This window comes from Prescottella agglutinans (genome assembly GCF_004011865.1).
GTDB lineage: Bacteria > Actinomycetota > Actinomycetes > Mycobacteriales > Mycobacteriaceae > Prescottella > Prescottella agglutinans.
This window is the reverse complement of the sequence record NZ_RKLP01000001.1, coordinates 578,791-602,098: the sequence shown is the minus strand read 5'-3', so window position 1 is coordinate 602,098 and position 23,308 is coordinate 578,791. Positions and strand designations below refer to the sequence as shown.

22 protein-coding genes are annotated in these 23,308 nt (G+C 68.8%); 14 read left to right on the top strand and 8 right to left on the bottom strand.

The window, feature by feature from the left end:
- Positions 1-130 precede the first annotated feature (130 nt).
- Positions 131-2,986, top strand: coding sequence for a preprotein translocase subunit SecA (gene secA, locus EGT67_RS02810; RefSeq protein ID WP_127914485.1), 2,856 nt, complete (start codon positions 131-133; stop codon positions 2,984-2,986).
- Positions 2,987-2,995: 9 nt separating this feature from the next.
- On the opposite strand, the gene EGT67_RS02805 is transcribed toward secA, so the two are convergent.
- The gene (locus tag EGT67_RS02805) at positions 2,996-3,502 is read right to left on the bottom strand and encodes an Rv3235 family protein (RefSeq protein ID WP_127914484.1); all 507 of its coding nucleotides are present in this window, start codon (positions 3,500-3,502) and stop codon (positions 2,996-2,998) included.
- Positions 3,503-3,711: 209 nt separating this feature from the next.
- On the opposite strand from EGT67_RS02805, the gene EGT67_RS02800 reads away from it, so the two are divergent.
- The 6 genes from EGT67_RS02800 to EGT67_RS02775 all read left to right on the top strand — a co-directional run bounded on the left by EGT67_RS02800 (position 3,712) and on the right by EGT67_RS02775 (position 10,056).
- Complete coding sequence (locus EGT67_RS02800; RefSeq protein WP_127914483.1) at positions 3,712-4,155, top strand: HAD-IA family hydrolase; 444 nt, start codon at positions 3,712-3,714, stop codon at positions 4,153-4,155.
- Positions 4,155-5,597, top strand: a complete 1,443-nt coding sequence (locus tag EGT67_RS02795) for a WS/DGAT/MGAT family O-acyltransferase (protein WP_127914482.1) — start codon at positions 4,155-4,157, stop codon at positions 5,595-5,597. Before EGT67_RS02800 ends, EGT67_RS02795 begins: the two co-directional genes overlap by 1 nt.
- Before the next feature lie 33 nt (positions 5,598-5,630).
- A complete protein-coding gene (locus EGT67_RS02790) occupies positions 5,631-6,146 on the top strand; it encodes a DUF6912 family protein (RefSeq protein WP_127914481.1) in 516 nt (171 codons plus the stop codon).
- A 101-nt stretch (positions 6,147-6,247) separates the two neighbouring features.
- Positions 6,248-7,363: a ferredoxin reductase gene (locus EGT67_RS02785; protein WP_127914480.1), complete on the top strand. Its 1,116-nt coding sequence runs from the start codon at positions 6,248-6,250 to the stop codon at positions 7,361-7,363.
- A gap of 124 nt (positions 7,364-7,487) precedes the next feature.
- Positions 7,488-8,744, top strand: a complete 1,257-nt coding sequence (locus EGT67_RS02780; RefSeq protein WP_127914479.1) for a fatty acid desaturase family protein — start codon at positions 7,488-7,490, stop codon at positions 8,742-8,744.
- A gap of 73 nt (positions 8,745-8,817) precedes the next feature.
- On the top strand, positions 8,818-10,056 hold the full coding sequence (locus EGT67_RS02775) for a fatty acid desaturase family protein (RefSeq protein ID WP_127914478.1): 1,239 nt from the start codon (positions 8,818-8,820) through the stop codon (positions 10,054-10,056).
- Here EGT67_RS02775 and EGT67_RS02770 read toward each other — a convergent pair.
- Positions 10,053-11,129, bottom strand: coding sequence for an HNH endonuclease (locus EGT67_RS02770; protein ID WP_164877465.1), 1,077 nt, complete (start codon positions 11,127-11,129; stop codon positions 10,053-10,055). The genes EGT67_RS02775 and EGT67_RS02770 overlap by 4 nt on opposite strands.
- A gap of 132 nt (positions 11,130-11,261) precedes the next feature.
- On the opposite strand from EGT67_RS02770, the gene EGT67_RS02765 reads away from it, so the two are divergent.
- Together EGT67_RS02765 and EGT67_RS02760 are read left to right on the top strand one after the other, a co-directional pair.
- Positions 11,262-11,645: a PLD nuclease N-terminal domain-containing protein gene (locus EGT67_RS02765; RefSeq protein ID WP_127914477.1), complete on the top strand. Its 384-nt coding sequence runs from the start codon at positions 11,262-11,264 to the stop codon at positions 11,643-11,645.
- 111 nt (positions 11,646-11,756) lie between these two features.
- Positions 11,757-13,043, top strand: a complete 1,287-nt coding sequence (locus EGT67_RS02760) for an NADH:flavin oxidoreductase (RefSeq protein ID WP_127914476.1) — start codon at positions 11,757-11,759, stop codon at positions 13,041-13,043.
- Between the two features lie 75 nt (positions 13,044-13,118).
- Here EGT67_RS02760 and EGT67_RS02755 read toward each other — a convergent pair whose 3' ends face one another.
- The 3 genes from EGT67_RS02755 to aroA all read right to left on the bottom strand — a co-directional run bounded on the left by EGT67_RS02755 (position 13,119) and on the right by aroA (position 17,554).
- Positions 13,119-15,062, bottom strand: coding sequence for a CocE/NonD family hydrolase (locus EGT67_RS02755; RefSeq protein ID WP_127914757.1), 1,944 nt, complete (start codon positions 15,060-15,062; stop codon positions 13,119-13,121).
- Positions 15,063-15,236: 174 nt separating this feature from the next.
- Complete coding sequence (gene rsgA / locus EGT67_RS02750) at positions 15,237-16,280, bottom strand: ribosome small subunit-dependent GTPase A (protein ID WP_206612265.1); 1,044 nt, start codon at positions 16,278-16,280, stop codon at positions 15,237-15,239.
- Positions 16,226-17,554, bottom strand: coding sequence for a 3-phosphoshikimate 1-carboxyvinyltransferase (gene aroA, locus EGT67_RS02745; RefSeq protein ID WP_127914475.1), 1,329 nt, complete (start codon positions 17,552-17,554; stop codon positions 16,226-16,228). Before aroA ends, rsgA begins: the two co-directional genes overlap by 55 nt.
- Before the next feature lie 100 nt (positions 17,555-17,654).
- On the opposite strand from aroA, the gene EGT67_RS02740 reads away from it, so the two are divergent.
- On the top strand, positions 17,655-18,413 hold the full coding sequence (locus tag EGT67_RS02740) for an SOS response-associated peptidase (RefSeq protein ID WP_127914474.1): 759 nt from the start codon (positions 17,655-17,657) through the stop codon (positions 18,411-18,413).
- Here the strand turns inward: EGT67_RS02740 and EGT67_RS02735 are convergent.
- Positions 18,400-19,425, bottom strand: a complete 1,026-nt coding sequence (locus EGT67_RS02735; RefSeq protein ID WP_127914473.1) for an LLM class flavin-dependent oxidoreductase — start codon at positions 19,423-19,425, stop codon at positions 18,400-18,402. The two genes, EGT67_RS02740 and EGT67_RS02735, sit on opposite strands and share 14 nt — an antisense overlap.
- Positions 19,426-19,547: 122 nt before the next feature.
- Positions 19,548-20,042: a Cys-tRNA(Pro) deacylase gene (gene ybaK / locus EGT67_RS02730; protein WP_127914472.1), complete on the bottom strand. Its 495-nt coding sequence runs from the start codon at positions 20,040-20,042 to the stop codon at positions 19,548-19,550.
- Positions 20,043-20,237: 195 nt separating this feature from the next.
- Between ybaK and EGT67_RS02725 the strand changes: the two genes are divergently transcribed.
- Positions 20,238-20,948, top strand: coding sequence for a sigma-70 family RNA polymerase sigma factor (locus tag EGT67_RS02725; RefSeq protein WP_127914471.1), 711 nt, complete (start codon positions 20,238-20,240; stop codon positions 20,946-20,948).
- Entirely contained in the window at positions 20,945-21,244 is a 300-nt protein-coding gene (rsrA, locus tag EGT67_RS02720) for a mycothiol system anti-sigma-R factor (protein ID WP_127914470.1), read from the top strand. The genes EGT67_RS02725 and rsrA overlap by 4 nt, the downstream gene beginning before the upstream one ends.
- Positions 21,245-21,328: 84 nt before the next feature.
- Here rsrA and EGT67_RS25590 read toward each other — a convergent pair whose 3' ends face one another.
- Complete coding sequence (locus EGT67_RS25590; protein WP_022597109.1) at positions 21,329-21,403, bottom strand: 50S ribosomal protein bL37; 75 nt, start codon at positions 21,401-21,403, stop codon at positions 21,329-21,331.
- Positions 21,404-21,511: 108 nt separating this feature from the next.
- Between EGT67_RS25590 and EGT67_RS02715 the strand changes: the two genes are divergently transcribed.
- Both EGT67_RS02715 and EGT67_RS02710 read left to right on the top strand, forming a co-directional pair.
- Positions 21,512-21,727: a biotin/lipoyl-binding carrier protein gene (locus EGT67_RS02715; RefSeq protein WP_127914469.1), complete on the top strand. Its 216-nt coding sequence runs from the start codon at positions 21,512-21,514 to the stop codon at positions 21,725-21,727.
- 28 nt (positions 21,728-21,755) lie between these two features.
- The gene (locus EGT67_RS02710) at positions 21,756-23,276 is read left to right on the top strand and encodes a sensor histidine kinase (protein WP_127914468.1); all 1,521 of its coding nucleotides are present in this window, start codon (positions 21,756-21,758) and stop codon (positions 23,274-23,276) included.
- Positions 23,277-23,308: the final 32 nt, after the last annotated feature.

Here is a 23,308-nt window from a genome sequence, read left to right as displayed (position 1 = left end):
TCGGTCTACTCGTCCGACCGTGATTACGCATACCATGGGATCCGGCTGGGGTCGCCCGACCTCGGCCGGATTCCGTTTGTCGGGTAACCGACACCCGATTCCGCCACCTGGATTGAGGACAAAGAGGACCGTGCCGTCACTGTCGCTATCGAAGCTGCTCCGTGTAGGTGAAGGTCGCATGGTCAAGCGGCTCAAGCAGATCGCCGACCATGTTTCCTCCCTCTCTCCCGATGTGGAGGCGCTGTCCGACGAGCAGCTGCGGGCCAAGACCGACGAATTCAAGAAGCGCTACGCCGACGGCGAGACGCTCGACGAGATGCTCCCCGAGGCGTTCGCGGTCGCCCGCGAGGCCGCGAGCCGTGTGCTGAGTCAGCGGCACTTCGAGGTCCAGATCATGGGCGGCGCGGCACTGCACTTCGGCAATGTCGCCGAGATGAAGACCGGTGAGGGCAAGACCCTGACCTGTGTGCTCCCGGCGTATCTCAACGCGATCTCCGGTGACGGCGTGCATGTGGTCACCGTCAACGACTACCTCGCCCGGCGCGACTCGGAGTGGATGGGCCGCGTCCACCGCTTCCTCGGGCTCGAGGTGGACGTGATCCTGTCCGGCATGACGCCGGCGCAGCGCCGCAAGGCGTACGCCGCCGACATCACGTACGGCACGAACAACGAGTTCGGCTTCGACTACCTGCGCGACAACATGACGCACACCCTCGACGACCTGGTGCAGCGTGGGCACAACTTCGCTGTCGTCGACGAGGTGGACTCGATCCTCATCGACGAGGCCCGCACCCCGCTGATCATCTCGGGTCCGGCCGACGCGTCCAGCAAGTGGTACAGCGAGTTCGCGCGCATCGCGCCGCTGCTCAAGCGGGACGTCCACTACGAGGTCGACATCAAGAAGCGCACGATCGGCGTGCACGAGGCCGGCGTCGAGTTCGTCGAGGACCAGCTCGGCATCGACAACCTGTACGAGGCTGCGAACTCGCCGCTGGTGAGCTACCTGAACAACGCCATCAAGGCGAAGGAGCTCTACCAGCGCGACAAGGACTACATCGTCCGCGACGGCGAGGTCATCATCGTCGACGAGTTCACCGGACGCATCCTCGTCGGCCGCCGCTACAACGAGGGCATGCACCAGGCGATCGAGGCCAAGGAACGGGTCGAGATCAAGGCCGAGAACCAGACCCTCGCGACCATCACGCTGCAGAACTACTTCCGCCTGTACGACAAGCTGTCGGGCATGACCGGTACGGCCGAGACCGAGGCCGCCGAGCTGCACCAGACGTACGGCCTGGGTGTCATCCCGATCCCGACGAACCGACCGCTGGCCCGCGTCGATCAGGGTGACCTGATCTACAAGACCGAGGAAGCCAAGTTCAACGCGGTCGTCGACGACGTCGTCGAGCGGCACGAGAAGGGCCAGCCGGTCCTCATCGGCACCACGAGCGTCGAGCGCTCGGAGTACCTGTCGCGGCAGTTCACCAAGCGCGGTGTGGCGCACAACGTGCTCAACGCGAAGTTCCACGAGCAGGAGGCGACCATCGTCGCCGAGGCCGGCCGCTCCGGCGCCGTCACCGTCGCGACCAACATGGCCGGTCGTGGCACCGACGTCGTGCTGGGCGGCAACCCCGACATCATCGCGGACATCGTGCTGCGCAAGCAGGGCCTCGACCCGGTGCACAACCCGGAGGAGTACGAGGCGGCGTGGGAGGGCGTCCTCGACAAGGTCAAGGCCGAGGTGAAGGCGGACGCCGACAAGGTCCGTGACGCGGGCGGTCTCTACGTCCTCGGTACGGAGCGGCACGAGTCCCGCCGGATCGACAACCAGCTGCGCGGTCGTTCCGGCCGTCAGGGCGATCCGGGCGAGTCCCGCTTCTACCTGTCGCTCGGTGACGAGTTGATGCGCCGCTTCAACGGCGCCGCGCTCGAGTCGATCATGACGCGCCTGAACCTGCCCGACGACGTCCCGATCGAGGCCAAGATGGTCTCGAAGGCGATCAAGAGTGCGCAGACGCAGGTCGAGCAGCAGAACTTCGAGATCCGCAAGAACGTCCTCAAGTACGACGAGGTGATGAACCAGCAGCGCACGGTCATCTACGACGAGCGGCGCCGCATCCTCGAGGGCGAGGACCTCGAGGGCCAGGTCGAGGCGATGATCACGGACGTGGTCACCGCCTACGTCAACGGTGCCACCGCCGAGGGCTATGTCGAGGACTGGGATCTCGAGCAGCTGTGGACGGCGCTGAAGACGCTGTACCCGGTCGGCATCGACCATCACGAGCTCGTCGGGGCGGCCGAGGCCGGCGAGTCCGATCTGGGTCGGGAGGAACTGCTCGAGGCGCTCCTGCAGGACGCGCGCGACGCGTACGCGCAGCGGGAGCAGCAGATCAACGAGATCGCCGGCGAGGGCGGCATGCGCGAGCTCGAGCGCCGCGTGATGCTGTCGGTGCTGGACCGCAAGTGGCGCGAGCACCTCTACGAGATGGACTACCTCAAGGAGGGCATCGGCCTGCGGGCGATGGCGCAGCGTGACCCGCTGGTCGAGTACCAGCGCGAGGGCTTCGACATGTTCACCGCGATGCTCGACGGCCTCAAGGAGGAGTCGGTCGGCTTCCTGTTCAATCTGCAGGTCGAGGCCGGGACCCCGCAGGGCGGCGGGGCTCCGGTGAGTGTGACGGCGGCGTCCGCGGCGGCGGCTGCGGCCGGCGGCGCGGCGCTCACTCAGCAGGCGCCCGCTCCGCTTCCGTCGGAGCAGGCCGCCGCCGAGCGCCAGCAGGCACCGGTCGCGCTGCGGGCCAGGGGGCTCGAGGAGGCCGAGCCTCGCGGGCTCACGCTGTCGGGTCCCGCGGAGGACGGCACCGCGCAGGTCAGCCGCGTCGCGGGGGACACCGACTCGCCGGCGGGCACCCGCCGGGAGCGCCGGGAGGCCGCTCGCGCCGACTCCAAGTCGAAGAAGGCGCCCAAGGCCAAGCGCAGGCGCTGACCGCCGAACCTACGCGATCCGCAATGACGTGATCGCCCAACCGGCCGGGTGTGCGCCGTCGCCGCGTTCGATACGCGCGGCGACGGCGAACACCCGGCCGGCGCGGTTGTAGGTCCCGAACACCTCGGCCGCGTCGGGGCGCACCGGGCGCACCCGGACACGTTCGAGGGTGGCCGTCCCCAGTCGGCTTCCCGCCACACCCGCGCGGGCCAGGGAATGCACGACGTCCACCACCGCGGGGGTGGCCACGGCGCGCAGCTGCGTCGGGGTGCGGCGCCGGTCCATCACTTCGAGTGCGAGACGCAGGGCGTGCTCGGCGAACCGGCGGGCGTCGGGTGACGCCGCCTCGTCGGGGAGGGCGCCTCGTCGGGGTGACCGACCGTCGTGCGGGGACCGCCGCGCGGACGGTGACGCCGACGAGGTCGCGGCGGTCCGGCACGGTGCCGACGCCGTGGCGTCGCTCGCCGGTGGCTCGAATTGTGGTGCCCGGGACAGGAACCGGTGCGCAGTGTTCATCCTCTGGCCTCTCCGGTACCGCGGTGTCGTGCGGCGGTACCCGTGGTCGACGTGTGCTGCCGCGCGGCGACAGCGGTTCGGGTCGACTCCGCGGAGAGGACGGAATCTGGCGCACAGCATGGCACGTCGGACCGCGAAAAGCGAGAGGGGGACGCACCGGCCGATCGGCTCGTCTCGCCATCGTGATCGGCGGGTCCTAGGGTGAGGTCGTGCGCGGATTGGTGCTGGACTTCGGCGGAGTGCTCGGCGGACCGGGTTCCGATCCGGGACTGATGGCCCGAGTCGTCGCGGACGCACGCCGCCACGGGGTGCGCACCGCGATCCTGAGCAACGATCCGGGTGGTCCGGCGGCGCAGGGGTTGCGGGACCTCGCCGGCCCGTTCGTCGACGAGGTCGTGCTGTCGGGTGACGTGGGGATGGCCAAGCCGGACCCGCGGATCTACGCGTTGACCGCGGCCCGCCTCGGGCTGGAGCCGGGCGAGTGCATCTTCGTCGACGATCTGGTGTCGAACGTGCACGGCGCCGCCGAGGCAGGCATGGTGGGGGTACATCACGCCGATCCGTCGGCGGCGGTGGAAGAGATTGCGATCCTTCTCGATTCGGGCACGGGCCGCGAATCGGGCGACGGCGATTCGGATGGCAGGGGGCGGTAATGGCGAAGGCGACCAGGCTGACGACGCAGGACGCGTCGTTCTACTTCCTCGACGCGAGCAACACTCCGATGCACATGGGTTCGCTCGCGATCCTGCAGTTGCCCGAGTCCGGGCTCGACTTCGAGGCCGTGCTGCGGCTGATCGAGAGTCGGCTGCACCTGGTGCCGCGCTATCGGCAGAAGGTGCGCGAGATCGCGTTCGGGCTCGCCCGGCCGGTGTGGGTGGACGACCCGGACTTCGACATCACGTACCACGTTCGGCGGTCGGCCGTCCCGTCGCCGGGCACCGACGAACAGTTGCACGATCTGGTGGCGCGGCTGACGTCCCGGCCGCTGGACACCACCCGGCCGTTGTGGGAGATGTACGTCGTCGAGGGGTTGAGGGACAACCGTTGTGCGGTGTTCACCAAGTCGCACTCTGCACTGGTCGACGGGGAGCAGGCGCTCGAGATCAGCCAGGTGATCCTGGACGAGGACGACGAACTGCGACCCGCGACGGACGATCTGTGGATGCCCGAGCCGGCGCCGGGCGAGGTGGCCCTCGTCGCCGGTGCGCTGGCGCAACTGGTGTCGCAGCCGAGGGACGGTCTCGAGACGCTCCGGATGACCCTGGGCGACATGTCGTCGGTGGTCGACGGGGCCGCCGATGCGGTCGGCAAGGTCGCGGCCCTGGTCCGTACCGCGGCGCAGCCGGCGCCGTCGAGTCCCCTCAACGCGCCCATCTCCCGCAACCGGCGGTTCACCGTCGCGCGGACCGACCTCGAGCGTTACCGCAAGATCCGCGCCCGCTACGGCTGCTCGATCAACGACGTCGTCCTCACCGTGGTGGCCGGCGCGATGCGGACGTGGCTGCTCTCGCGCGGGGAACCGGTGTCGGAGGCGACGACGGTGCGGGCGCTGGTGCCCATGTCGATCTGCGAGGCCCAGCCGGGGACGAACGGTGCGAGCGTCATCGAGGTGTGCGGAGACGACGAGGTCGGCCTGCCGCACGCGCGGACGTCGTCGTTCCTCGTGGATCTGCCTGTGGGCGAGCCGAATCCGGTGGTGCGGCTCTCGCACGTCGCGCACGCGACGGAGGCGTTCGCGCGGCAGAGCCGACAGGTGACGGCGCGGACGATGATCCGACTGTCCGGGTTCGCGCCGGCGTCGTTGCATGCGCGGGGGGCCCGCGTCGCGAGCAACCTGTCGCAGCGCATGTTCAACGTGATGGTGACCAATGCGCCCGGGCCGCAGATCCCGCTGTACCTGGCGGGAATGCGGATGGTCGAGATGTACCCGGTGTCGCCGCTGCTGAAGAATCAGACGCTCAGCATTGCGTTGACGTCGTACGACGGTTACGTCCACTACGGTTTGAATGCGGATCGCGACGCCATGACCGATGTGGACGTGGTCGCCGCGTCGTTGCACGAATCTCTCGAGGAGTTGGTGGATGCCAGTGGCTGAGTCGGTGTGGGTGCTGGTGGCCGGGGGTCGAGCGTGAGGGTCTACATTCCCGCGACCATCGCGATGCTGCAGCAGTTGGTCGACGAGCGTGAGCTGTCCCCGGTGAGCCGGACCGCCTTCGCGGTCACCCCGGCGCTGCGTGAGGCGTACCACTCCGGGGACGACGACGAACTGTCCGAGGTCGCGATGGCGGAGGCGGCGCGTGCGTCGCTGCGCCTGATCGCGGCCGCCGGCCCGGAGGACGGGGGCGACGGTGCCGCGCCGCACTACCGGCGCGCGGTGATCGCGGCGGACGTCGACGAGGTGAAACCGCGTCCCGATCTCGACGACGCCGTCGTCCGACTCGGTGACGTCGTCCGCCTCGCGCAGGTGGCGTCGGTGCACGTCGACCTCGCCGAGGCCGAGTCCGACATCGAGAGGGCCGTCCAGGTGGTCGACGCCGCCGATCTCGGGGACGAGGACGCGGAGTTCGTGCTGGGAGACGCCGAGGACCACGAGCTCGCGTGGTACGCGACCCAGGAGTTGGCGTTCCTGCTCGAGCTGCTCTGACCCGCCTGCCGGATCCTTACTCGTGCTCACTATCCGGGCGCAACTTACGCGACCGTAGCCCATGCCCTACGCTGGCCGTACTCACACGAGATGGAGGTCGGATGGGACTGAAGAGCTGGATCGAGGCGCCGGCGGCGAGGGTCGCGGGTTCGAACCGGTCCGTGGCGAACCTGGTGCGCGGTGCCGTCACCCGGTTGACGACGCCGCTGCTTCCCGACGACTACCTCCACCTGGTCAACCCGCTGTGGTCGGCGCGCGAGTTGCGCGGGCGGATCGTCGAGGTCCGCCCCGAGACCGCCGACTCGGCGACCCTGGTGATCAAGCCGGGGTGGGGCTTCGACTTCGACTACCAGCCGGGCCAGTACGTCGGCATCGGCATCCTCGTAGACGGCCGGTGGCACTGGCGCTCGTACTCGCTGACCTCGGCGCCCAACGTCGACCACAAGCTGATCTCCATCACGGTCAAGGCGATGCCCGAGGGCTTCCTGTCGAGCCACCTCGTCACGGGTGTGCCGTCCGGCACGATCGTGCGGCTCGCGGCCCCGACCGGCAACTTCGCGCTGCCCGAGCCGCCGCCGCGCAAGATGCTCTTCCTGACCGCCGGCAGCGGCATCACCCCGGTGATGTCGATGCTGCGGACGCTGGACCGCCGCGGCGACGTGCCCGACATCGTGCACATCCACTCGGCGCCCACCGAGGACGCCGTCATGTTCGGTGACGAGCTGACCCGCCTGCGCGAGACGCACGAGTCGTTCCGCTGCCATCTCCGGTACACCCGTTCGGAAGGCAAGTTCACGCTGTCCGAGCTCGACGAGGTGTGCCCGGACTGGCGGGAGCGTCAGACGTGGGCGTGCGGCCCGCTCCCGATGCTCGACGAGATCGAGAAGACCTGGGAGCGCGAGGGGATCGCACCGCAGCTGCACCTGGAGCGGTTCGCGGTGTCGCGGGCCGACCTGTCCGGCGAGGGCGGCACCGTCAAGTTCGGCCGGTCCGGCAAGGAAGTCCAGGCCGACGGCGCGACGACCCTGCTGGAGGCCGGCGAGAAGGCCGGCGTGCTGATGCCGTTCGGCTGCCGCATGGGCATCTGTCAGACGTGTGTGGTGCCGCTGGCGTCGGGGCACGCGGTGGATCTGCGCAACGGCAAGGAGCACTCCGAAGGGGAGCGGGTCCAGACGTGCATCTCCGCCGCGGCGGGTGACTGTACGCTCGACGTGTGATCCTCGGCTGATCTCGGCGTTCGGCACGGCGTCGCATGTCCGATTTCCCGTATCGTTGCGCGCAACACCTCGCGTCGGTGAGTCGACGCCGGTGAACTGATCTACCCCAACGGAGGACCCCTCGGTGGCCATCACCGATATCAAAGAGTTCGCCCACCTCACCGACGTCGACATCGAAGCCCTCGGGCGCGAGTTGGATGCAATTCGTCGCGATGTCGAGGAGTCCCGGGGCGTCCGGGACGCCCGCTACATTCGGCGCACCATCCGGCTGCAGCGTTCGCTCGAGCTGGGCGGACGGGCGGTGCTGTTCGGCAGCCGTCGGCGGCCGGCCTGGGTGGTGGGCACGACGATGCTCACGCTCGCCAAGTGCATCGAGAACATGGAACTCGGGCACAACGTCACCCACGGCCAGTGGGACTGGATGAACGACCCGGAGATCCACTCCTCGACGTGGGAGTGGGACATGACGGGGCCGTCCGAGCACTGGAAGCGTGCGCACAACTACACGCACCACACGTACACCAACATCGTCGGCATGGACGACGACGTGGGATTCGGGATCCTGCGCATGACCCGCGACGAGAAGTGGCGGCCGATCAACCTGCTGCAGCCGATCGCCAACGTGATCCTGGCGGCGACGTTCGAGTGGGGCATCGCGCTGCACGACCTGGCGGCGCAGAAGAAGCTCGAGGGTGTCGACCCCAAGCAGTGGAACTCGGGGCCCAACAAGCAGTTCGCGGTCAAGATCGTCCGTCAGGTCGGTAAGGACTTCGTGCTGTTCCCCGCGCTGACGGGGCGGGCCTGGAAGCACACCCTCGCCGCGAACGCGACCGCGAACTTCGCGCGCAACCTGTGGGCGTACGCGGTGATCTTCTGCGGGCACTTCCCGGACGGGGCCGAGAAGTTCACCGTCGAGCAGTTCGAGACCGAGACCCGCGCGCAGTGGTACCTGCGGCAGATGCTCGGCAGCGCCAACATCGACGCAGGCCCGGTGATGGCGTTCATGACCGGCAACCTGAGCTACCAGATCGAGCACCACCTGTTCCCGGACCTGCCGTCGAACCGGTACGCCGAGATCGCGGTGCGGGTGCAGGGGCTGTGCGAGAAGTACGACCTGCCCTACACGACCGGCCCGTTGAGCAAGCAGTACCTGCTGGCGCTGCGGACCATCCACAAGCTGGCGCTGCCGGATCGCTTCCTGAAGCGCACCTCGGACGACGCCCCGGAGACGTCGTCGGAGCACAAGTTCCGGCTCAGCGGATCCCGGATCGCGGAGGCGCTGCGGATCGACGCCGAGACGGGGCAGCGGCGCGGGCTGCTGTCGGCGCTGCGCGCGCACGCCGAGGCTCGGGTGGAAAAGCGACGTGCGAAGCGCCGATAGTAGGCTAAAGTGACTTGTCTCACAGTCACACGGTCTTAACCTACGGTGGCGTAACTTACGGTACGGTAGGCGCGTGGCGATCACGGACATCAAGGAGTACGCGCATCTGACGGATGCCGACGTCGAGGCGCTCGGGCGTGAACTCGACGCCATCCGTCGGGATGTCGAGGAGTCGCGCGGCGAGCGCGACGCGCGCTACATCCGCAACACCATCCGCCTGCAACGCGGACTCGAGCTCGGTGGCCGCGCCGTGCTGTTCGGCAGCCGCAAGCGCCCCCTGTGGCTGCTCGGTGCCGGCATGCTCGGCGTCTCGAAGATCATCGACAACATGGAGCTCGGGCACAACGTGATGCACGGGCAGTGGGACTGGATGAACGATCCGGAGATCCACTCCGCGAACTGGGAGTGGGACAACGTCGATCCTTCGGCGCACTGGAAGCAGACCCACAACTACCTGCACCACAAGTACACGAACATCCTGGGCATGGACGACGACGTGGGCTACGGCCTGCTGCGCGTCACCCGCGACCAGCGCTGGAAGCCGTTCAACTACGGCAACCTCGCGTACAACGCGATCCTCGCGTTGCTCTTCGAGTACGGCATCGCGATCCAGCTGCTGGAGCTGGGCAAGGTGGCGCAGGGGCGCGACGACCGCGAGTACACCAAGCGGAACGCGAAGGAGGTCGGCGCAAAGATCGCCAAGCAGACCCTCAAGGACTACGTGATCTACCCGGCCCTCACCGGCAAGGCGTGGAAGACGACCCTCACCGCGAACCTCACGGCCGGTGTCATCCGGAACCTGTGGACCAATGCGGTGATCTTCTGCGGGCACTTCCCGGACGGCGCCGAGAAGTTCACGAAGGCGGACGTCGACAACGAGACGAAGGCCGAGTGGTACCTGCGGCAGATGCTCGGCAGCGCCAACATCTCCGGCGGTCCCGTCCTGGACTTCATGACCGGCAACCTCAGCTACCAGATCGAGCACCACATCTACCCGGATCTGCCGTCCAACCGGTACGCCGAGATCGCGGTGAAGGTGCGGGCGCTGTGCGACAAGTACGACCTGCCGTACACCACCGGTCCGCTGCCGGTGCAGTACGCCAAGGCGTGGCGCACCATCGCGAAGCTGTCGCTGCCGAACAAGTACCTCAAGGACACGTCCGACGACGCGCCCGAGACGGCGTCGGAGCGCAAGTTCGGCGGTAACGCCGTCGCCACCGTCGATCCCATGACCGGTCGTCGCCGCGGACTGGTGACCGCCATCAAGGCGTCGAGGAAGCGCCGCGGCCTGCGCGCACTGGTCTCGCGCTAGAACGAGAACGACCGACGCCCGGGTTCCCGGTGTGGCACATACCGATTCGGTGCCTGCCACAGCGGGGATCCGGGCGCAATCGTGCCGTACAGGCCAAGTGATGCGCGCTGTGTCCGATCCAGCAGGACCGGGAACCGGGTCATCTTCGACACCTCGGCCAAGTCCAGCGCCGGCCGGGAGAGTGCCCGCGAGAGGTGCTCGGGAACCGGCAGGCTCGCCAATTTCGACAGGTTGCAGCGGTCGTCGGTGAGGACGAGATTGGCGACTCCGTCGATGGGGATTCGTGACCAGGGCAGCACGTGGTCCACGTGTGCGGTCTGAACGGTCCTGTCGCAGTAAAAGCATCGGTTGTCTTGCAGATCGCGCAGATGCGGGGTCAAGGATGTCAGCGCGGTTCGGTCGGATCCGAACAGGAATCCAGCGATGTCGTCCGTCTCGAGGTGGCTCCGGTTCATGTTTGCGACGTCCGTCGCCCAGAGCATCTCCAACATCGGCTTGAGTAGCGGCGCGAGCTCTCGCAACGCCTTCGCGACTCCGGCGTGCAACACGATCGGCCCATGAGCATCGAGTTCGGCGAGGGTCATTTTCTTGTGGAGACGGGATGCGTCGAAGATGAAGTCCTGGCGTCCTACGCCGCTGCCGCGTGCGGGAACTGTCTGGAGGTGCGTCAACGGCAGCTGTGCAACGATTCGCTCGACCTTCCGTGCCAACCTCAGATACTCAGGGGCTTCGGCCTCGCGTGCAGCCTCAGCGGTTCGGACGCGTTGGCCCATCAAGGTATTCCGAACGGGAGCGATCAGATCGGGGATCGATCTCCCGCCGTTCTTGTTCTGGGACAGAAGGCCGCGCTCGTCGTATGGCCGCGATTGATTCCAGTAGTAGGCGATTACACGATGCGCGATTTCCTGGATCGGCACCGCGAGAGTGCTGTCGGCAGCCGGGAAGTTCTCGACGCAGGCATCGATCAACGCCATCAAGGTTGCGAGCTTGTAGGTCGACTGGCGTTGGCCCGTCTCGAGGAGAGCGACCAGTCGCTGTGCAAGAGCCATTGTGCTGACAGGGGAGTCGCTCATGGGCGAAATGTATCCGGCGCACGAACCGATCGCGTTCGCCCGGGTGATTTCTGGATCACACGCGCTCGCGGGCGGGACAGTACAGTTGACGGGCAGGGGTCTGGTCGACATGGTCTGGGAACGGAGCGGACGATGGACTCGTTCTGGGATTTCTTCTGGCTCGTCTTCGCGTGCTTCGCGTTCGCGGCCTACATTATGGTGCTCTTCGCGATCCTCACCGATCTGTTCCGGGACCACCGGACCCCGGGTTGGGGGAAGGCGGTGTGGGTCTTGGTCCTGTTCGTCCTTCCCGTCATCGGGGAAGTGGTGTACCTGATCGCACGCGGTCACGGCATGGTGGATCGGGCCGCGGCCGCGGACCGGCACTTCCGGCAGGCCGAGGAGGACTACATCCGGGAGACGACCGGCAGGTCGTCCGAACGGGACCTCGCGACGGCGAAGTCGTTGCTCGACTCCGGCGCGATCACCGACGAGGAGTATCGCGCCCTCGCGGCGCGCGCCCGCGGCGCGGACTGAGCGCACATCCGATCCGGTCGGGTTGTCCGTTGGAAGGGACACCGTATTGACGCTGCGGTGGCCTCCACGAATCGTGGTGCCCGTCACACTGGATCGAGTGAAGGGCGACTCATGACCATCGCAGGACTTCCCACCGACACGGCATCGGTGACCCCGGACCCATTCGCCCCGGCAACCTTGGGGCCGGTGCGGCTCCGCAATCGCATCGTCAAGGCCGCCACGTCTGAGGGACGGTCCCCCGAGGGGCTCGTCACGGACGACCTGATCGACTTCCATCTCGGCTTCGTTCGCGGCGGCGTCGGCATGACCACGGTCGCGTACTGCTGTGTCGCTCCCGAAGGAGCCAGCGCGCCCGGGCAGATTCTGATGAGCAGCAAAGCACTGCCCGGCCTGCGACGGTTGACCGATGCGGTGCACGACGCGGGCGGTGCCATCGCCGCTCAGCTCGGCCACGCCGGCGTGGTGGCGTCGAAGAAGATCACCGGCGTGACGGCGATGTCGCCGAGCCGGGTGATCAACCCGTCGTCACTGGAATACTGCCGGGAGATCACCGCATCGGAGATCCGCCGCGTGATCGACCAGTTCGGGGAGGCCGCGAAGATCGCCATGGAGGCGGGATTCGACGCGGTGGAGCTGCACTTCGGTCACCTCTACCTGCCGAGCTCGTTCCTGAGCCCACTGCTCAACCGCCGCAAGGACGAATACGGAGGCACGATCGACAACCGGTCCCGGCTGGTGCGCGAGATCGCTCAGCGTGTCCGCGAGGTCGTCGGTGACCGCATCGCCGTCACCGCCAAGATCAGCATGGACGACGGCATCCGGGGGAGTATCTGGCTCTCCGAGTCCCTGCGGACCGTGCAGCTACTCGACCAGGACCGCAACCTCGACGCCATCGAACTGACCCAGGGGTCGTCGTTCTTCAAGCAGATGTACCTCTTCCGCGGTGACGTCCCCGTCGACGAGTTCGCGGCCGTGATGAAGGAGCCGTTCAAGACCGGCGTCCGGCTCTTCGGCAAGAGGGCGTTGGGCACCTACCCGTACGAGGACCTGTACATGCTCGAATCGGCGCGCCAGTTCGTTCCGGTCGTGTCGAACACGCAACTGATCCTGTTGGGCGGCATCAACAACTACGACCACATCGCGACCGGCATGCGAGAGGGCTTCGGCTTCGTCGCGATGGGCCGCGCGCTGCTGCGGGAGCCGGATCTGATCAGCCGTATCAAGGCCGACCGCACCGTCACCGGCCGCTGCAATCACAACAACAAGTGCATGTACACCGTGTACGGGCGCACGCACTGCGTCCTCGATCCGGACAGCGCCCACGGCGCGGCAGGGTCCGGCGAGGCGACGCCGTTCAGCGCCGACCGGTCGAAGGAACTGCCGATCACACCCGCGTGACCCTGCGCGCGACAGGCGGCGAAACGCCCGCCCCGGAAGCCGGGGCGGGCGTTTCGCGTCCGGGGTCGGGCTGCGTCACCAGCCGGCCTTGCCGACGACCGGGACGTTGACGAAACTCGGATTCGCCGGGTCGATCAGCAGGCGCTGCGGCTTCAGCCCGGTCGCCTGCAGGTCCGGCAGCATCGACAGGTAGCGCGGGAAACTCGCGGCCGAGATGTCCACGCGCAGGCGGTGACCGGGCGCGAGCTTCGCCTCGGTGCCGTTCAGCCCGATGTCGAGGACGAGCGGTACTCCGGGTGTGACGACCTGCTTGGTGTCGGCGCCCAGGTCCGCGACCGGGACCGTGTAGGCGCCGGAGGAGTCCTTCGCACTCGTCGACTGGTCGAGGGCGCCGCGCGACGACAGCAGTGCCCCGTTGGTGACGACCGTCGACCGGCCGTCGGGGGCGACGTCGTTGACCGTGACCGACCAGAACCCGTCGGTCGCGTCGGTGGTGGTGAGCAGGTGCACGGCGATGGGGCCGGAGATCTCCGTCGCCTCGGTGACCGGTGCGGTCGTGAACGTCAACGCCTCGGCCTCCGCGAAGCGGGCGTCCTCGGTGCAGGCCGAACCCAGGATCGCGCCGATTCCCGCGGTGCCCTGCGCGGTGTCCCGCGAGCACGCCGCGCGCAGCCCCGGTGCGACGGTGTGGGTGCTCGGCGTCGTCGGCGCGCCGGTGGTCAGCGAGCCGTCGACCACGGCGTGCGGGGCCGACCCCGACGGTGTCCCGCTCAGGTACAGGCGCTGGTACTCGGCACCCGCGCGCGGGAACTGCGACGCGGTGATCCAGCCGTCGCCCTGCCGGTACAGCGTGGCCGGGCCGTACTGGTCGATGCCGTTGTCGATTCCCTTGAGCCACTTGTCGAACCACGCGCGTTCGAGGACGTCCAGGCGCGGCGGCGCGCCCTCCTTGCCGTGCCCGAGTCCGGGATTGAGGTGGTAGCCGTTGCCCATCAGCAGTTGCTTCTGCCCGGCCGGCAACTGCAGTCGGTCGAAGATCCGGGACTCGCCGCGGCCGAAGATGTCGTGCCAGCCGCCGGTGACGAACGTGGGCACCTGGATCCGCTCGACATCGGCGTTGCGCTCGTCGTAGAAGGGGCCGTCGTCCGACGCCTCGCCGCGTCCGTCGAGGACGGCGTCGAGCATCTGCGGGAACATCACCGCCGGATCCGCCAGTCGGTCGGCGAGCCACTGCGGGTCGAAGTCGCCGCGCAGCAGCGAGTCGATCGGGGCGAACTTGAGGCCGTTGACCGCGATCAGCCACGCCGGCATGAAGCCGGCGCCGAATGCTCCACCGGTCGCGACGATCTCGCGGGCCAGGTCCTCGGACGGCTCGACCGGGAAGATGGCCTTCAGGCCTTGCGGTTGCTTGTCGGCGGCGTGCAGGCTGTTGATCGCGGAGTACGAGACGCCGGCCATGCCGAGCGTGCCGTCCGACCACGGCTGGGATCGGGCCCAGTCGAACACCTCGACGGTGTCCTGCTGCTCACGATCACCCAGGACGTCCCAGACGCCCTCCGAGTAGCCGGTGCCGCGGACGTCGACGACCACCTGGACGTACCCGTTCTGCACCAGGTCGCGGTTGACGCCGAACGTGCGCAGCAGCCCGCCGCCCAGCCCGCCGGTCAGTTCGGTGAGCCCGTCGAGGGGAGTACCGGACAGGTCGGCGGCACCGAGTTGGTCGACGGCCTGCCCCAGCACCGGATGGGCGCTCGCGGCGTCGGCCAGGGCCGGGACCAGGCGCGTGTACGGCGTGATGTTGAAGATTGTCGGCAGCTGGGTGTCGATCGCGGTGCCGGAGGCGTCGGCCGGGCGGTAGACGCTCGCGCGGAGCACGACGCCGTCGCTCATCCGGATCGGGACGTCCTCCTGGACGGCGATGCCCGGGTACTGGTCCGGTCCGTCGGTCGTCGCGGTCCACGCCTGCCCGTCGGCTCCGCCGGCGGGATCGGCGGCCGCGACGGGCGTACCGGCGGTCATGCCGACCGCGACGGCCGTCGCGGCGGCGAGCGCGGGTGCGGCGTATCTCGAGCAGGCGTGGCGCAGCAGACTTCGCACGGTGTCCCCCCGGTCGGATGGCTTCGGATCGTGATCCTGGGCACACCCTAACGGTTTCCGGCGGGAATTTGGTACTGCCGGTATCAGATACCTGGCTTACGTCCAGGACTCGTTCGACATCAGGGCGACGAGCAGTCGGCGCACCGCCTCGACGCGGCCCGCGGACTTGCCTTCCAGCTTGTCCAGGGCGCATTCGGGGTCCGCCGGCGGTCCCAGGTGCGTGCATCCGCGGGGACAGTCCTCGGCGGCCGCGGCCAGGTCGGTGAAGGCATCGACGACGTTCTCGGGGGAGATGTGCGCCAGCCCGAACGACCGGATGCCCGGCGTGTCCACCACCCAGCCGCCACCGGGCAGCGGCAGCGCCACCGACTGCGTCGACGTGTGCCGGCCCTTGCCGACGCCGGACACCACGCCCGTCGCCCGGTCCGCGTCGGGCACCAGGCGGTTGACCATCGTGGACTTGCCGACACCCGAGTGGCCGATCAGCGCGGTCAGTCGGCCCTCGAGGATCTCCGTCACCGGTTCGATCGGGTCGTCCCGGCCGGCGACCACGACGGGGATGTCGAGGTCGGCGAACGTCGCGGCGAACTCGTCCGGCAGCGCGAGATCGCTCTTGGTCAGGCACAGAATCGGTTTCAGCCCACCGACGTAGGCGGCGACGAGGGCGCGTTCGACGAAACCGGTCCGCGGCGGCGGGTCGGCCAGCGCGACGACGATCAGCAGTTGCTCCGCGTTCGCGACGACGATCCGTTCGAAGGGGTCGGTGTCGTCGGCGGTGCGGCGCAGCACCGTCGTCCGGTCGGCGACCCGCACGATCCGCGCGAGGGTGTCCGGCTTGCCGGACAGATCGCCGACGACACTCACCTGGTCGCCCACCACGATCGGGGTGCGGCCCAGTTCCCGGGCCCGCATCGTGACCACGGGACGGTCCGGGTCGCCGCCCAGCACGACGCCCCAGCGGCCCCGGTCCTTCGAGACGACCATCGCGTCCGCGGCGTCGGCGTGCTCGGGCCGGTTCTTCGTCCGGGGACGCGAACCCTTGCCCGGGCGGATCCGGACGTCGGATTCGTCGTACTGCCGGCGGCTCAGGACAGCGCCCCCTGCTCGGCGGATGCGGACTCGTCGAGCATTGCGGCCCACATGTTCTCGAAGCCGGGCAGCGTCTTGGCGGTGGTGCCGACGTCCTCGATGTCGACGCCGTCGACGACCAGTCCGAGGATCGCGCCGGCGGTCGCCATGCGGTGATCGGCGTACGAGTGCCACTGTGTGCCGTGCAGCGGTCGCGGCTCGATGCGCAGGCCGTCCTCGGTCTCGCTGACCGCACCGCCCAGCTTGTTGATCTCGGTGGCGAGCGCGGCCAGTCGGTCGGTCTCGTGGCCCCGCAGGTGCGCGATGCCGCGCAGCACCGACGGTCCGTCCGCGAGCGCGGCCAGCGCCGCCACGGTGGGGGTGAGTTCGCCGATGTCGCGTAGGTCGATGTCGATGCCGTGCAACGTCTTCGGGCCGGTCACGGTGAGGGTGCCGGCAGTGCCCTCCGAGAGGCGGACGTCGGCGCCCATGTCGGCGAGGATGCCGCGGATCGCGTCACCCGGCTGCGTCGTGCGCGACGGCCACAGCGGCACCCGCACGGTTCCGCCGGTGACCGCGGCCGCGGCCAGGAACGGCGTCGCGTTCGACAGATCCGGCTCGACGACCCAGTCCACGGGATCGATCTTGCCCGGCAACACCTTCCAGGTGTCGGCGTCGCCGCTCTCGCCGGGAGTGTGGACGGTGACGCCGGCCTCCCGCAGCATCTCGACCGTCATGTCGATGTGCGGCATCGACGGCAGCGTCCCGCCCTGGTGACGGACGGTGACACCCTCGTCGAAGCGGGCCGACGACAGCAGCAGTCCGGACACGAACTGCGACGAGCCGGATGCGTCGATCGTCACGGTCCCGCCGCGGACGCCGCCGTGGCCGCGGACGGTGAAGGGGAGCGCGTCGCCGTCGATGTCGGCGCCCAGCCCGCGCAGTGCCTCGAGGATCGTGCCCAGCGGCCGGGTGCGGGCCTGCTCGTCACCGTCGATCGCGACGGTGCCGTCGGCGAGCGCGGCGACCGGCGGCAGGAAGCGCATCACCGTGCCGGCCAGGCCGCAGTCGACGGCGCCGCCCGTCATCGGTCCCGGGGCGACGCGCAGCGTGGTGCCGGTCGCGGCGTCGGGTGTCGCCGTGATCGAGACTCCGAGCGCCTGCAGGCCCTGGATCATCAGGTCGGTGTCGCGGCTGCGCAGCGCGCCGGTGATCGTGGACGGGCCGGACGCGAGCGCGGCGAGGATGAGCGCCCGGTTGGTGATCGACTTCGATCCGGGCAGCGTCACGGACGCGTTCACGGGTACATCGGCACGGGGCGCTCTCCACAGGCTCTCACGACTCACCCGTCCATCTTCGCCTATGCGTGGGCGGTGTGTGCCAGGCGTGCCAGCATGGGAGGGGACGGTCACATCGGTCGGCGACCGGGAGAGGACGGTACGAGGCATGTGCGGCAGGTATGCGACCACCGCCGACCCGGCGACGCTCGCGGTCGAACTGGACGCGGTGAACGAGACGGGGGAGTCGGGCGGGCCCGAGTCGGCGGACTACAACGTCGCGCCCACGACGCCGGTGCTCACCGTCGTCGCACGTCACGACCGCGGCGACGACGACAGCCCGGTGTGGCGTCGGATCCGCCGCATGCGCTGGGGCCTGGTGCCGTCGTACGCCACCGAGCCCGGCAAGGGTGCGCCGCTGTTCAACGCCCGCTCGGAAACTGTCGCCACCAAGGCGGCGTTCAAGACGTCGCTGCGGTTCAAGCGCTGCCTGGTCCCGATGGACGGCTGGTACGAGTGGCAGACCGAGCCCACCACCGACGGCAAGGCCGTGAAGGTGCCGTACTACATGTCCCGCGGCGACGGGCAGCGGATGTTCATGGCCGGCCTGTGGGCGGTGTGGCACGACCCCAAGGCGCCCACGTCGCAGCCGCTGCTGAGCACCACGATCCTCACCACCGACTCGGTCGACCAGCTCGCCAACGTCCACGACCGGATGCCGTTGATCCTGCCGCCCGACCGGTGGGACGCCTGGCTCGACCCCGACAGCCTCGGACACCCGGACCTGATCCGCCCGAGCCTCGAGTCCGTGGCCGCCGTCGACATCCGGCGCGTGTCGCCCAAGGTCAACAGCGTCCGCAACAACGGGCCCGACCTGCTGGCTCCCGACGACGGCGAGCGGGCAGGCGAGCAGATCAGCCTGCTGTGACCGCCGTCCGCGCCGCGAGGCCGGTGACGTCGGCGACCAGTTCCAGCGACCGCATCCATGCCGTGCGCTCCGTCGCCGAGGACACGACCATCAGCTCGTCGGCGCCGGTCTGCCCGGCGAACCGGTCCAGGTAGTCACGCACCACGGCCGGGGTGCCGACGGCGGTGTACCGGACCATCGCCAGCACCTGCCGGCCCGCGGGCGACTCGAGGATCATGTCGGCCTCCTCGGGCGTGAACGTCCGGCCGCGGCCCACGAACAGGCCGACCCGCTTGCGCTTGGTCTCGAGGAACTGGCGCTCCGCCTCCTCCTCGGTGTCGGCGGCGATCACGTTCACCGCGGCGATCACGTACGGCTCGGCCAACTGCGCCGACGGCCGGAACTCGCGGCGGTAGATCTCGATCGCGTCGAGCAGTGCGCCCGGCGCGAAATGCGACGCGAACGCGTACGGCAGGCCCAGCGCCGCGGCCAGTTGGGCGCCGAACAGCGACGAACCCAGGATGTACAGCGGGACGTTCGTGCCCTTGCCGGGCGTCGCCTCCACCCCGGGGATCCGCGACGGCCCGGACAGGTAGCCCTGGAGTTCGAGCACGTCCTGCGGGAACGAGTCCGCGGAACTCGGGTCGCGGCGCAGCGCCCGCATGGTCTGCTGATCGCTGCCCGGTGCGCGCCCCAGGCCCAGATCGATCCGCCCGGGATGCAGCTCCGCCAGGGTGCCGAACTGCTCGGCGATCGTCAGCGGCGCGTGGTTGGGCAGCATGATGCCGCCCGCACCCAACCGGATCCGCTCGGTGTGCGCCGCGACGTGCGCGATCAACACGCTCGTCGCCGACGACGCGATCGCCGCCATGTTGTGGTGCTCGGCGTACCAGATCCGGTCGTAGCCCCACCGTTCCGCGTTGCGGGCCATCTCCACACTGGCCCGGAAGCTGTCCGCGGGGGTTTCGTCCGTGCCGACGTGGGCAAGGTCGAGGATGGACAGGGGAGTGGAGAAGCCAGTCACGCCGGACACCGTCTTTCGTTCGTCGAAGATTCTTCTCAGGGGGCAACAGCGGCGCCCGCGCGCAGATTCCTCGTCGTTCAGCCGGCGGGCACCGAATTGCCGGCTCAGCCGGCGGGCATGGAATTGCCGGCTCAGCCGGCGGTGATCTCGGCGACCGCCGCCCCCGTCAGCCGCACCAGGTCCTGCGGGGCCACCTCGATCTCGAGGCCCCGACGTCCGGCGCTGCACAGCACCCGGTCCCACGTCAGCGCGGACGCGTCGACCACCGTGGGCAGCCGCTTGCGCTGGCCCAGCGGCGAGATGCCGCCCAGCACGTAGCCGGTGGAGCGTTCGGCATCGGACTGCTCGGCCATGACGGCCTTGCTCGCGCCCACCGCGGCCGCGGCCGCCTTGAGCGACAGCTTCGACGGCACCGGCAGCACCGCGACGGCGAGCTTCCCCGAGTCCGTCTTGATCACGAGCGTCTTGAGGATCTGGGCCGGCTCCACCCCGACGTGACCCGCCAGCGAATCGACAGCCTCGTCGCCGTACGACGCGGCCCGCGCATCGTGGTCGTAACTGTGGATGCGGTGCGTCACCTTCTCCTTGTCGAGCAGCTTCGTTGCGGGAGTCGAGGTTCCGGCCATGACGACGACTCTAGGACGAGTACGGACGGGCGCCGCACGCACCTCGTCGACCCGGCCGGGAACAGACGATGCAGGTGCGCTGTTGAATCCTGCCGAAAGCTGCATCAGCGAAGGGAGTGGTTCGTGCCGGTGTTGTGTGCAGAACGTGTTCGTCCGGCGATCCAGGCCGAGACACGTCCAGCTCTGGCGCCCGCGATGGCGGTAGCCTTGACCCCTACGGCAAGCGAAGGGATCAGCGTGCTGGACGACCACGAACCGGGGGACCGCCCCAAGGGCGACAGGCCGGAGCCCGACGATCAGCTGACCGAGCGGTTCGAGCGCGACGCGCTGCCGCTGCTCGACCAGCTGTACGGCGCGGCGCTGCGCATGACGCGCAACCCTGCCGACGCGGAGGACCTGGTCCAGGAGACGTACGTCAAGGCGTACTCGGCGTTCCGTTCCTTCAAGGAGGGAACCAACCTCAAGGCCTGGCTCTACCGCATCCTCACGAACACCTACATCAACTCCTACCGCAAGAAGCAGCGGCAGCCGGCGCAGTACCCGACCGACGAGATCACCGACTGGCAGCTCGCCGCGACGGCCGAGCACACCTCGACGGGCCTGCGTTCGGCGGAGGTCGAGGCACTGGACGCACTGCCCGACGACGACATCAAGGCGGCGTTGCAGGAGCTCCCCGAGGAGTTCCGGATGGCGGTCTACTACGCCGACGTCGAGGGGTTCCCGTACAAGGAGATCGCGGAGATCATGGGCACGCCCATCGGCACCGTGATGTCGCGGCTCCATCGTGGCCGCAAGCAGCTGCGCGGACTCCTCGCGGACGTCGCCCGGGAGCGTGGATTCAACCGTGGGGGCGCCGTCGACGCGGCCGAGCGCAGCGGTGCAGCGGAGCAGGAGGTTACCCGGTGAGCGGGGAGAACGAATTCGAGCAACTGGATTGCTCGGCGGTGATCGCGGACGTGTGGCTGCTGCTCGACCGCGAGTGTGACGAGCATTCCCGGACGCGCATCCAGCAGCACCTGGAGAACTGCGGTGCGTGTTTCGAGGCATACGGGATCGAGGAGAAGATCAAGAGTCTCATCGGTCGCAAGTGCGGCGGCGAGCACGCCCCGGCCGGGCTGCGCGAGCGCCTGTCGATCGAGATCCGGCGCACCGTGATCCTCACCGACACCGAGTTGGTCGCCGACCGCGAGTCGGACGACTAGAGGCGCCGACGGGAGCGTCCGTGAACGAGATCAGGGGCCGGCGAGCATTCCGCTCGCCGGCCCCTGATTCCGTCTGTACGCGCCTCAGGCGTTGGGACGCTTGCCGTGGTTGGCGGCGTTGCCCTTGCGGCTGCGCTTCTTACGACCACGCTTACCCATGAGTAGCTCCTTCTCTGTTCGAACTCGGGTTCGTCCTAGTGTTTCACGTGTGGTTGGCTGTGGTTCCATTGGCTGGTCCGCGACCGTCCGCGAAGAGTGAGGTGCCAGGTGGCAGAAGATGTGCGCGCCGAGATGGTTTCGACCGTCTACCAGGTCGTTGTGAATGAGGGCGAAGAGGTGAACGAGGGTGACACCCTGGTGATCCTCGAGTCGATGAAGATGGAGATCCCGGTTCTCGCGGAGGTCGCGGGGAAGGTCACGTCCGTGGACGTGCAGGTCGGCGACGTCATCCAGCAGGGCGACCTGATCGCCACCATCAGCTGATACCGAGAAGCGATTCGGAGCCTGGCACATGTCGACACTGAGCGACCTGCTCGCCGAGCACACCGACCTCCCCGGTAACGCGGTCGACCACCTGCAGCAGGTGGTGGGCGAATGGCAGCTACTCGCGGACCTGTCTTTCGCCGATGTCCTGCTGTGGGTGGCGACCGAGCGCCCCGACGACCCGAAGGGCACCGCCGGATCGGAGCCCCTCACCGTCGTGTGCGTCGCGCAGTGTCGTCCCACGACGGCGTCCACGGCGTTCCCGGACGATGCCGTCGGTTCCGTGGTCTCCGAATCGGAGCATCCGCAGGTCCTCAAGGCGCTCCTCGAGGGCGAGATCGTGACCGAGGTCGACCATTCGTGGCGCGGCGGGACACCGCTGCGCCGGGAGGCCGTCCCGGTGCGGTGCGACGGCGAGGTGATCGCCGTGCTCAGCCGCGACACCAACCTGGCGCAGCAGCGCGCCCAGAGCCCACTCGAGGTCGCCTACCTCGACTGCGCGGCCGACCTGTGCCAGATGATCAGCGAGGGAACGTTTCCCAGCCCGGATTCCCGCTCGGACACCAATTCCAGTCCGCGCGCCGGGGACGGATTCATCCGCCTCGATCCCGAGGGCCGCGTCGTGTACTCGAGCCCCAACGCGCTGTCGGCGTATCACCGGATGGGGCTCAACACCGACCTGGTCGGGCAGGATCTCGCGTCCACGACCCGTTCGCTCATCACCGACCCGTTCGAGTCGAAGGAAGTCGCCGACTACATCAGCGGCACCCTGGCCGGTCGGCTGGGGCACCGCATGGAGGTCGAGGCCCGCGGTGCGATTGTGCTGCTGCGGGCGCTGGTCCTCAAGCCGCACGGCAAGGTGGTCGGCGCCGCGGTCGTCATCCGCGACGTCACCGAGGTCAAGCGTCGCGACCGCGCCCTGCTGAGCAAGGACGCGACGATCCGCGAGATCCACCATCGGGTGAAGAACAATCTCCAGACGGTCGCGGCGCTGCTGCGCCTGCAGGCCCGACGCACCGACAACGAGGAGGCGCGTCAGGCGCTCAGCGAGTCGGTCCGACGCGTCACGTCGATCGCGCTGGTCCACGAGACGCTGTCGATGTCGGTGGACGAGGAAGTGGACCTCGACGAGGTGGTGGACCGCCTGGTCCCGATCCTGGCCGACGTCGCGTCGGTCAACATGCCCATCAAGATCAAGCGGGAGGGCAGCCTCGGGGTGTTCTCCGCCGAGCGCGCGACCCCGCTCGTCATGGTGCTCACCGAACTGGTGCAGAACGCCATCGAGCACGCCTTCGAGCCCGGTGAGCCGGGGACCGTGTACCTACGGGCCGATCGTTCCGCGCGCTGGCTCGACGTCGTCATCCACGACGACGGCCGCGGGTTGCCCGAAGGGTTCAGCCTCGAGAAGTCCGATCGTCTCGGCCTGCAGATCGTGCGCACGCTCGTCGACGCCGAACTCGGGGGATCGCTGGGCCTGCACCCGTCGTCGGACGGGGGTACGGACGCGGTTCTGCGGGTCCCGCTCGGTCGGCGTGCGCCACGGCTCTGACGTCGACGAACGGGTGTTCGGGCCGGCCGCCG

Bases quoted from the DNA above. Each gene is read 5' to 3' on its own strand.
- EGT67_RS02805 (WP_127914484.1), bottom strand. From the start codon at position 3,502: ATGAACACTGCGCACCGGTTCCTGTCCCGGGCACCACAATTCGAGCCA.
- EGT67_RS02795 (WP_127914482.1), top strand. From the start codon at position 4,155: ATGGCGAAGGCGACCAGGCTGACGACGCAGGACGCGTCGTTCTACTTC.
- EGT67_RS02785 (WP_127914480.1), top strand. From the start codon at position 6,248: ATGGGACTGAAGAGCTGGATCGAGGCGCCGGCGGCGAGGGTCGCGGGT.
- EGT67_RS02770 (WP_164877465.1), bottom strand. From the start codon at position 11,129: ATGAGCGACTCCCCTGTCAGCACAATGGCTCTTGCACAGCGACTGGTC.
- EGT67_RS02765 (WP_127914477.1), top strand. From the start codon at position 11,262: ATGGACTCGTTCTGGGATTTCTTCTGGCTCGTCTTCGCGTGCTTCGCG.
- EGT67_RS02760 (WP_127914476.1), top strand. From the start codon at position 11,757: ATGACCATCGCAGGACTTCCCACCGACACGGCATCGGTGACCCCGGAC.
- EGT67_RS02755 (WP_127914757.1), bottom strand. From the start codon at position 15,062: ATGACCGCCGGTACGCCCGTCGCGGCCGCCGATCCCGCCGGCGGAGCC.
- EGT67_RS02740 (WP_127914474.1), top strand. From the start codon at position 17,655: ATGTGCGGCAGGTATGCGACCACCGCCGACCCGGCGACGCTCGCGGTC.
- ybaK (WP_127914472.1), bottom strand. From the start codon at position 20,042: ATGGCCGGAACCTCGACTCCCGCAACGAAGCTGCTCGACAAGGAGAAG.
- EGT67_RS02725 (WP_127914471.1), top strand. From the start codon at position 20,238: ATGGCGGTAGCCTTGACCCCTACGGCAAGCGAAGGGATCAGCGTGCTG.
- EGT67_RS02710 (WP_127914468.1), top strand. From the start codon at position 21,756: ATGTCGACACTGAGCGACCTGCTCGCCGAGCACACCGACCTCCCCGGT.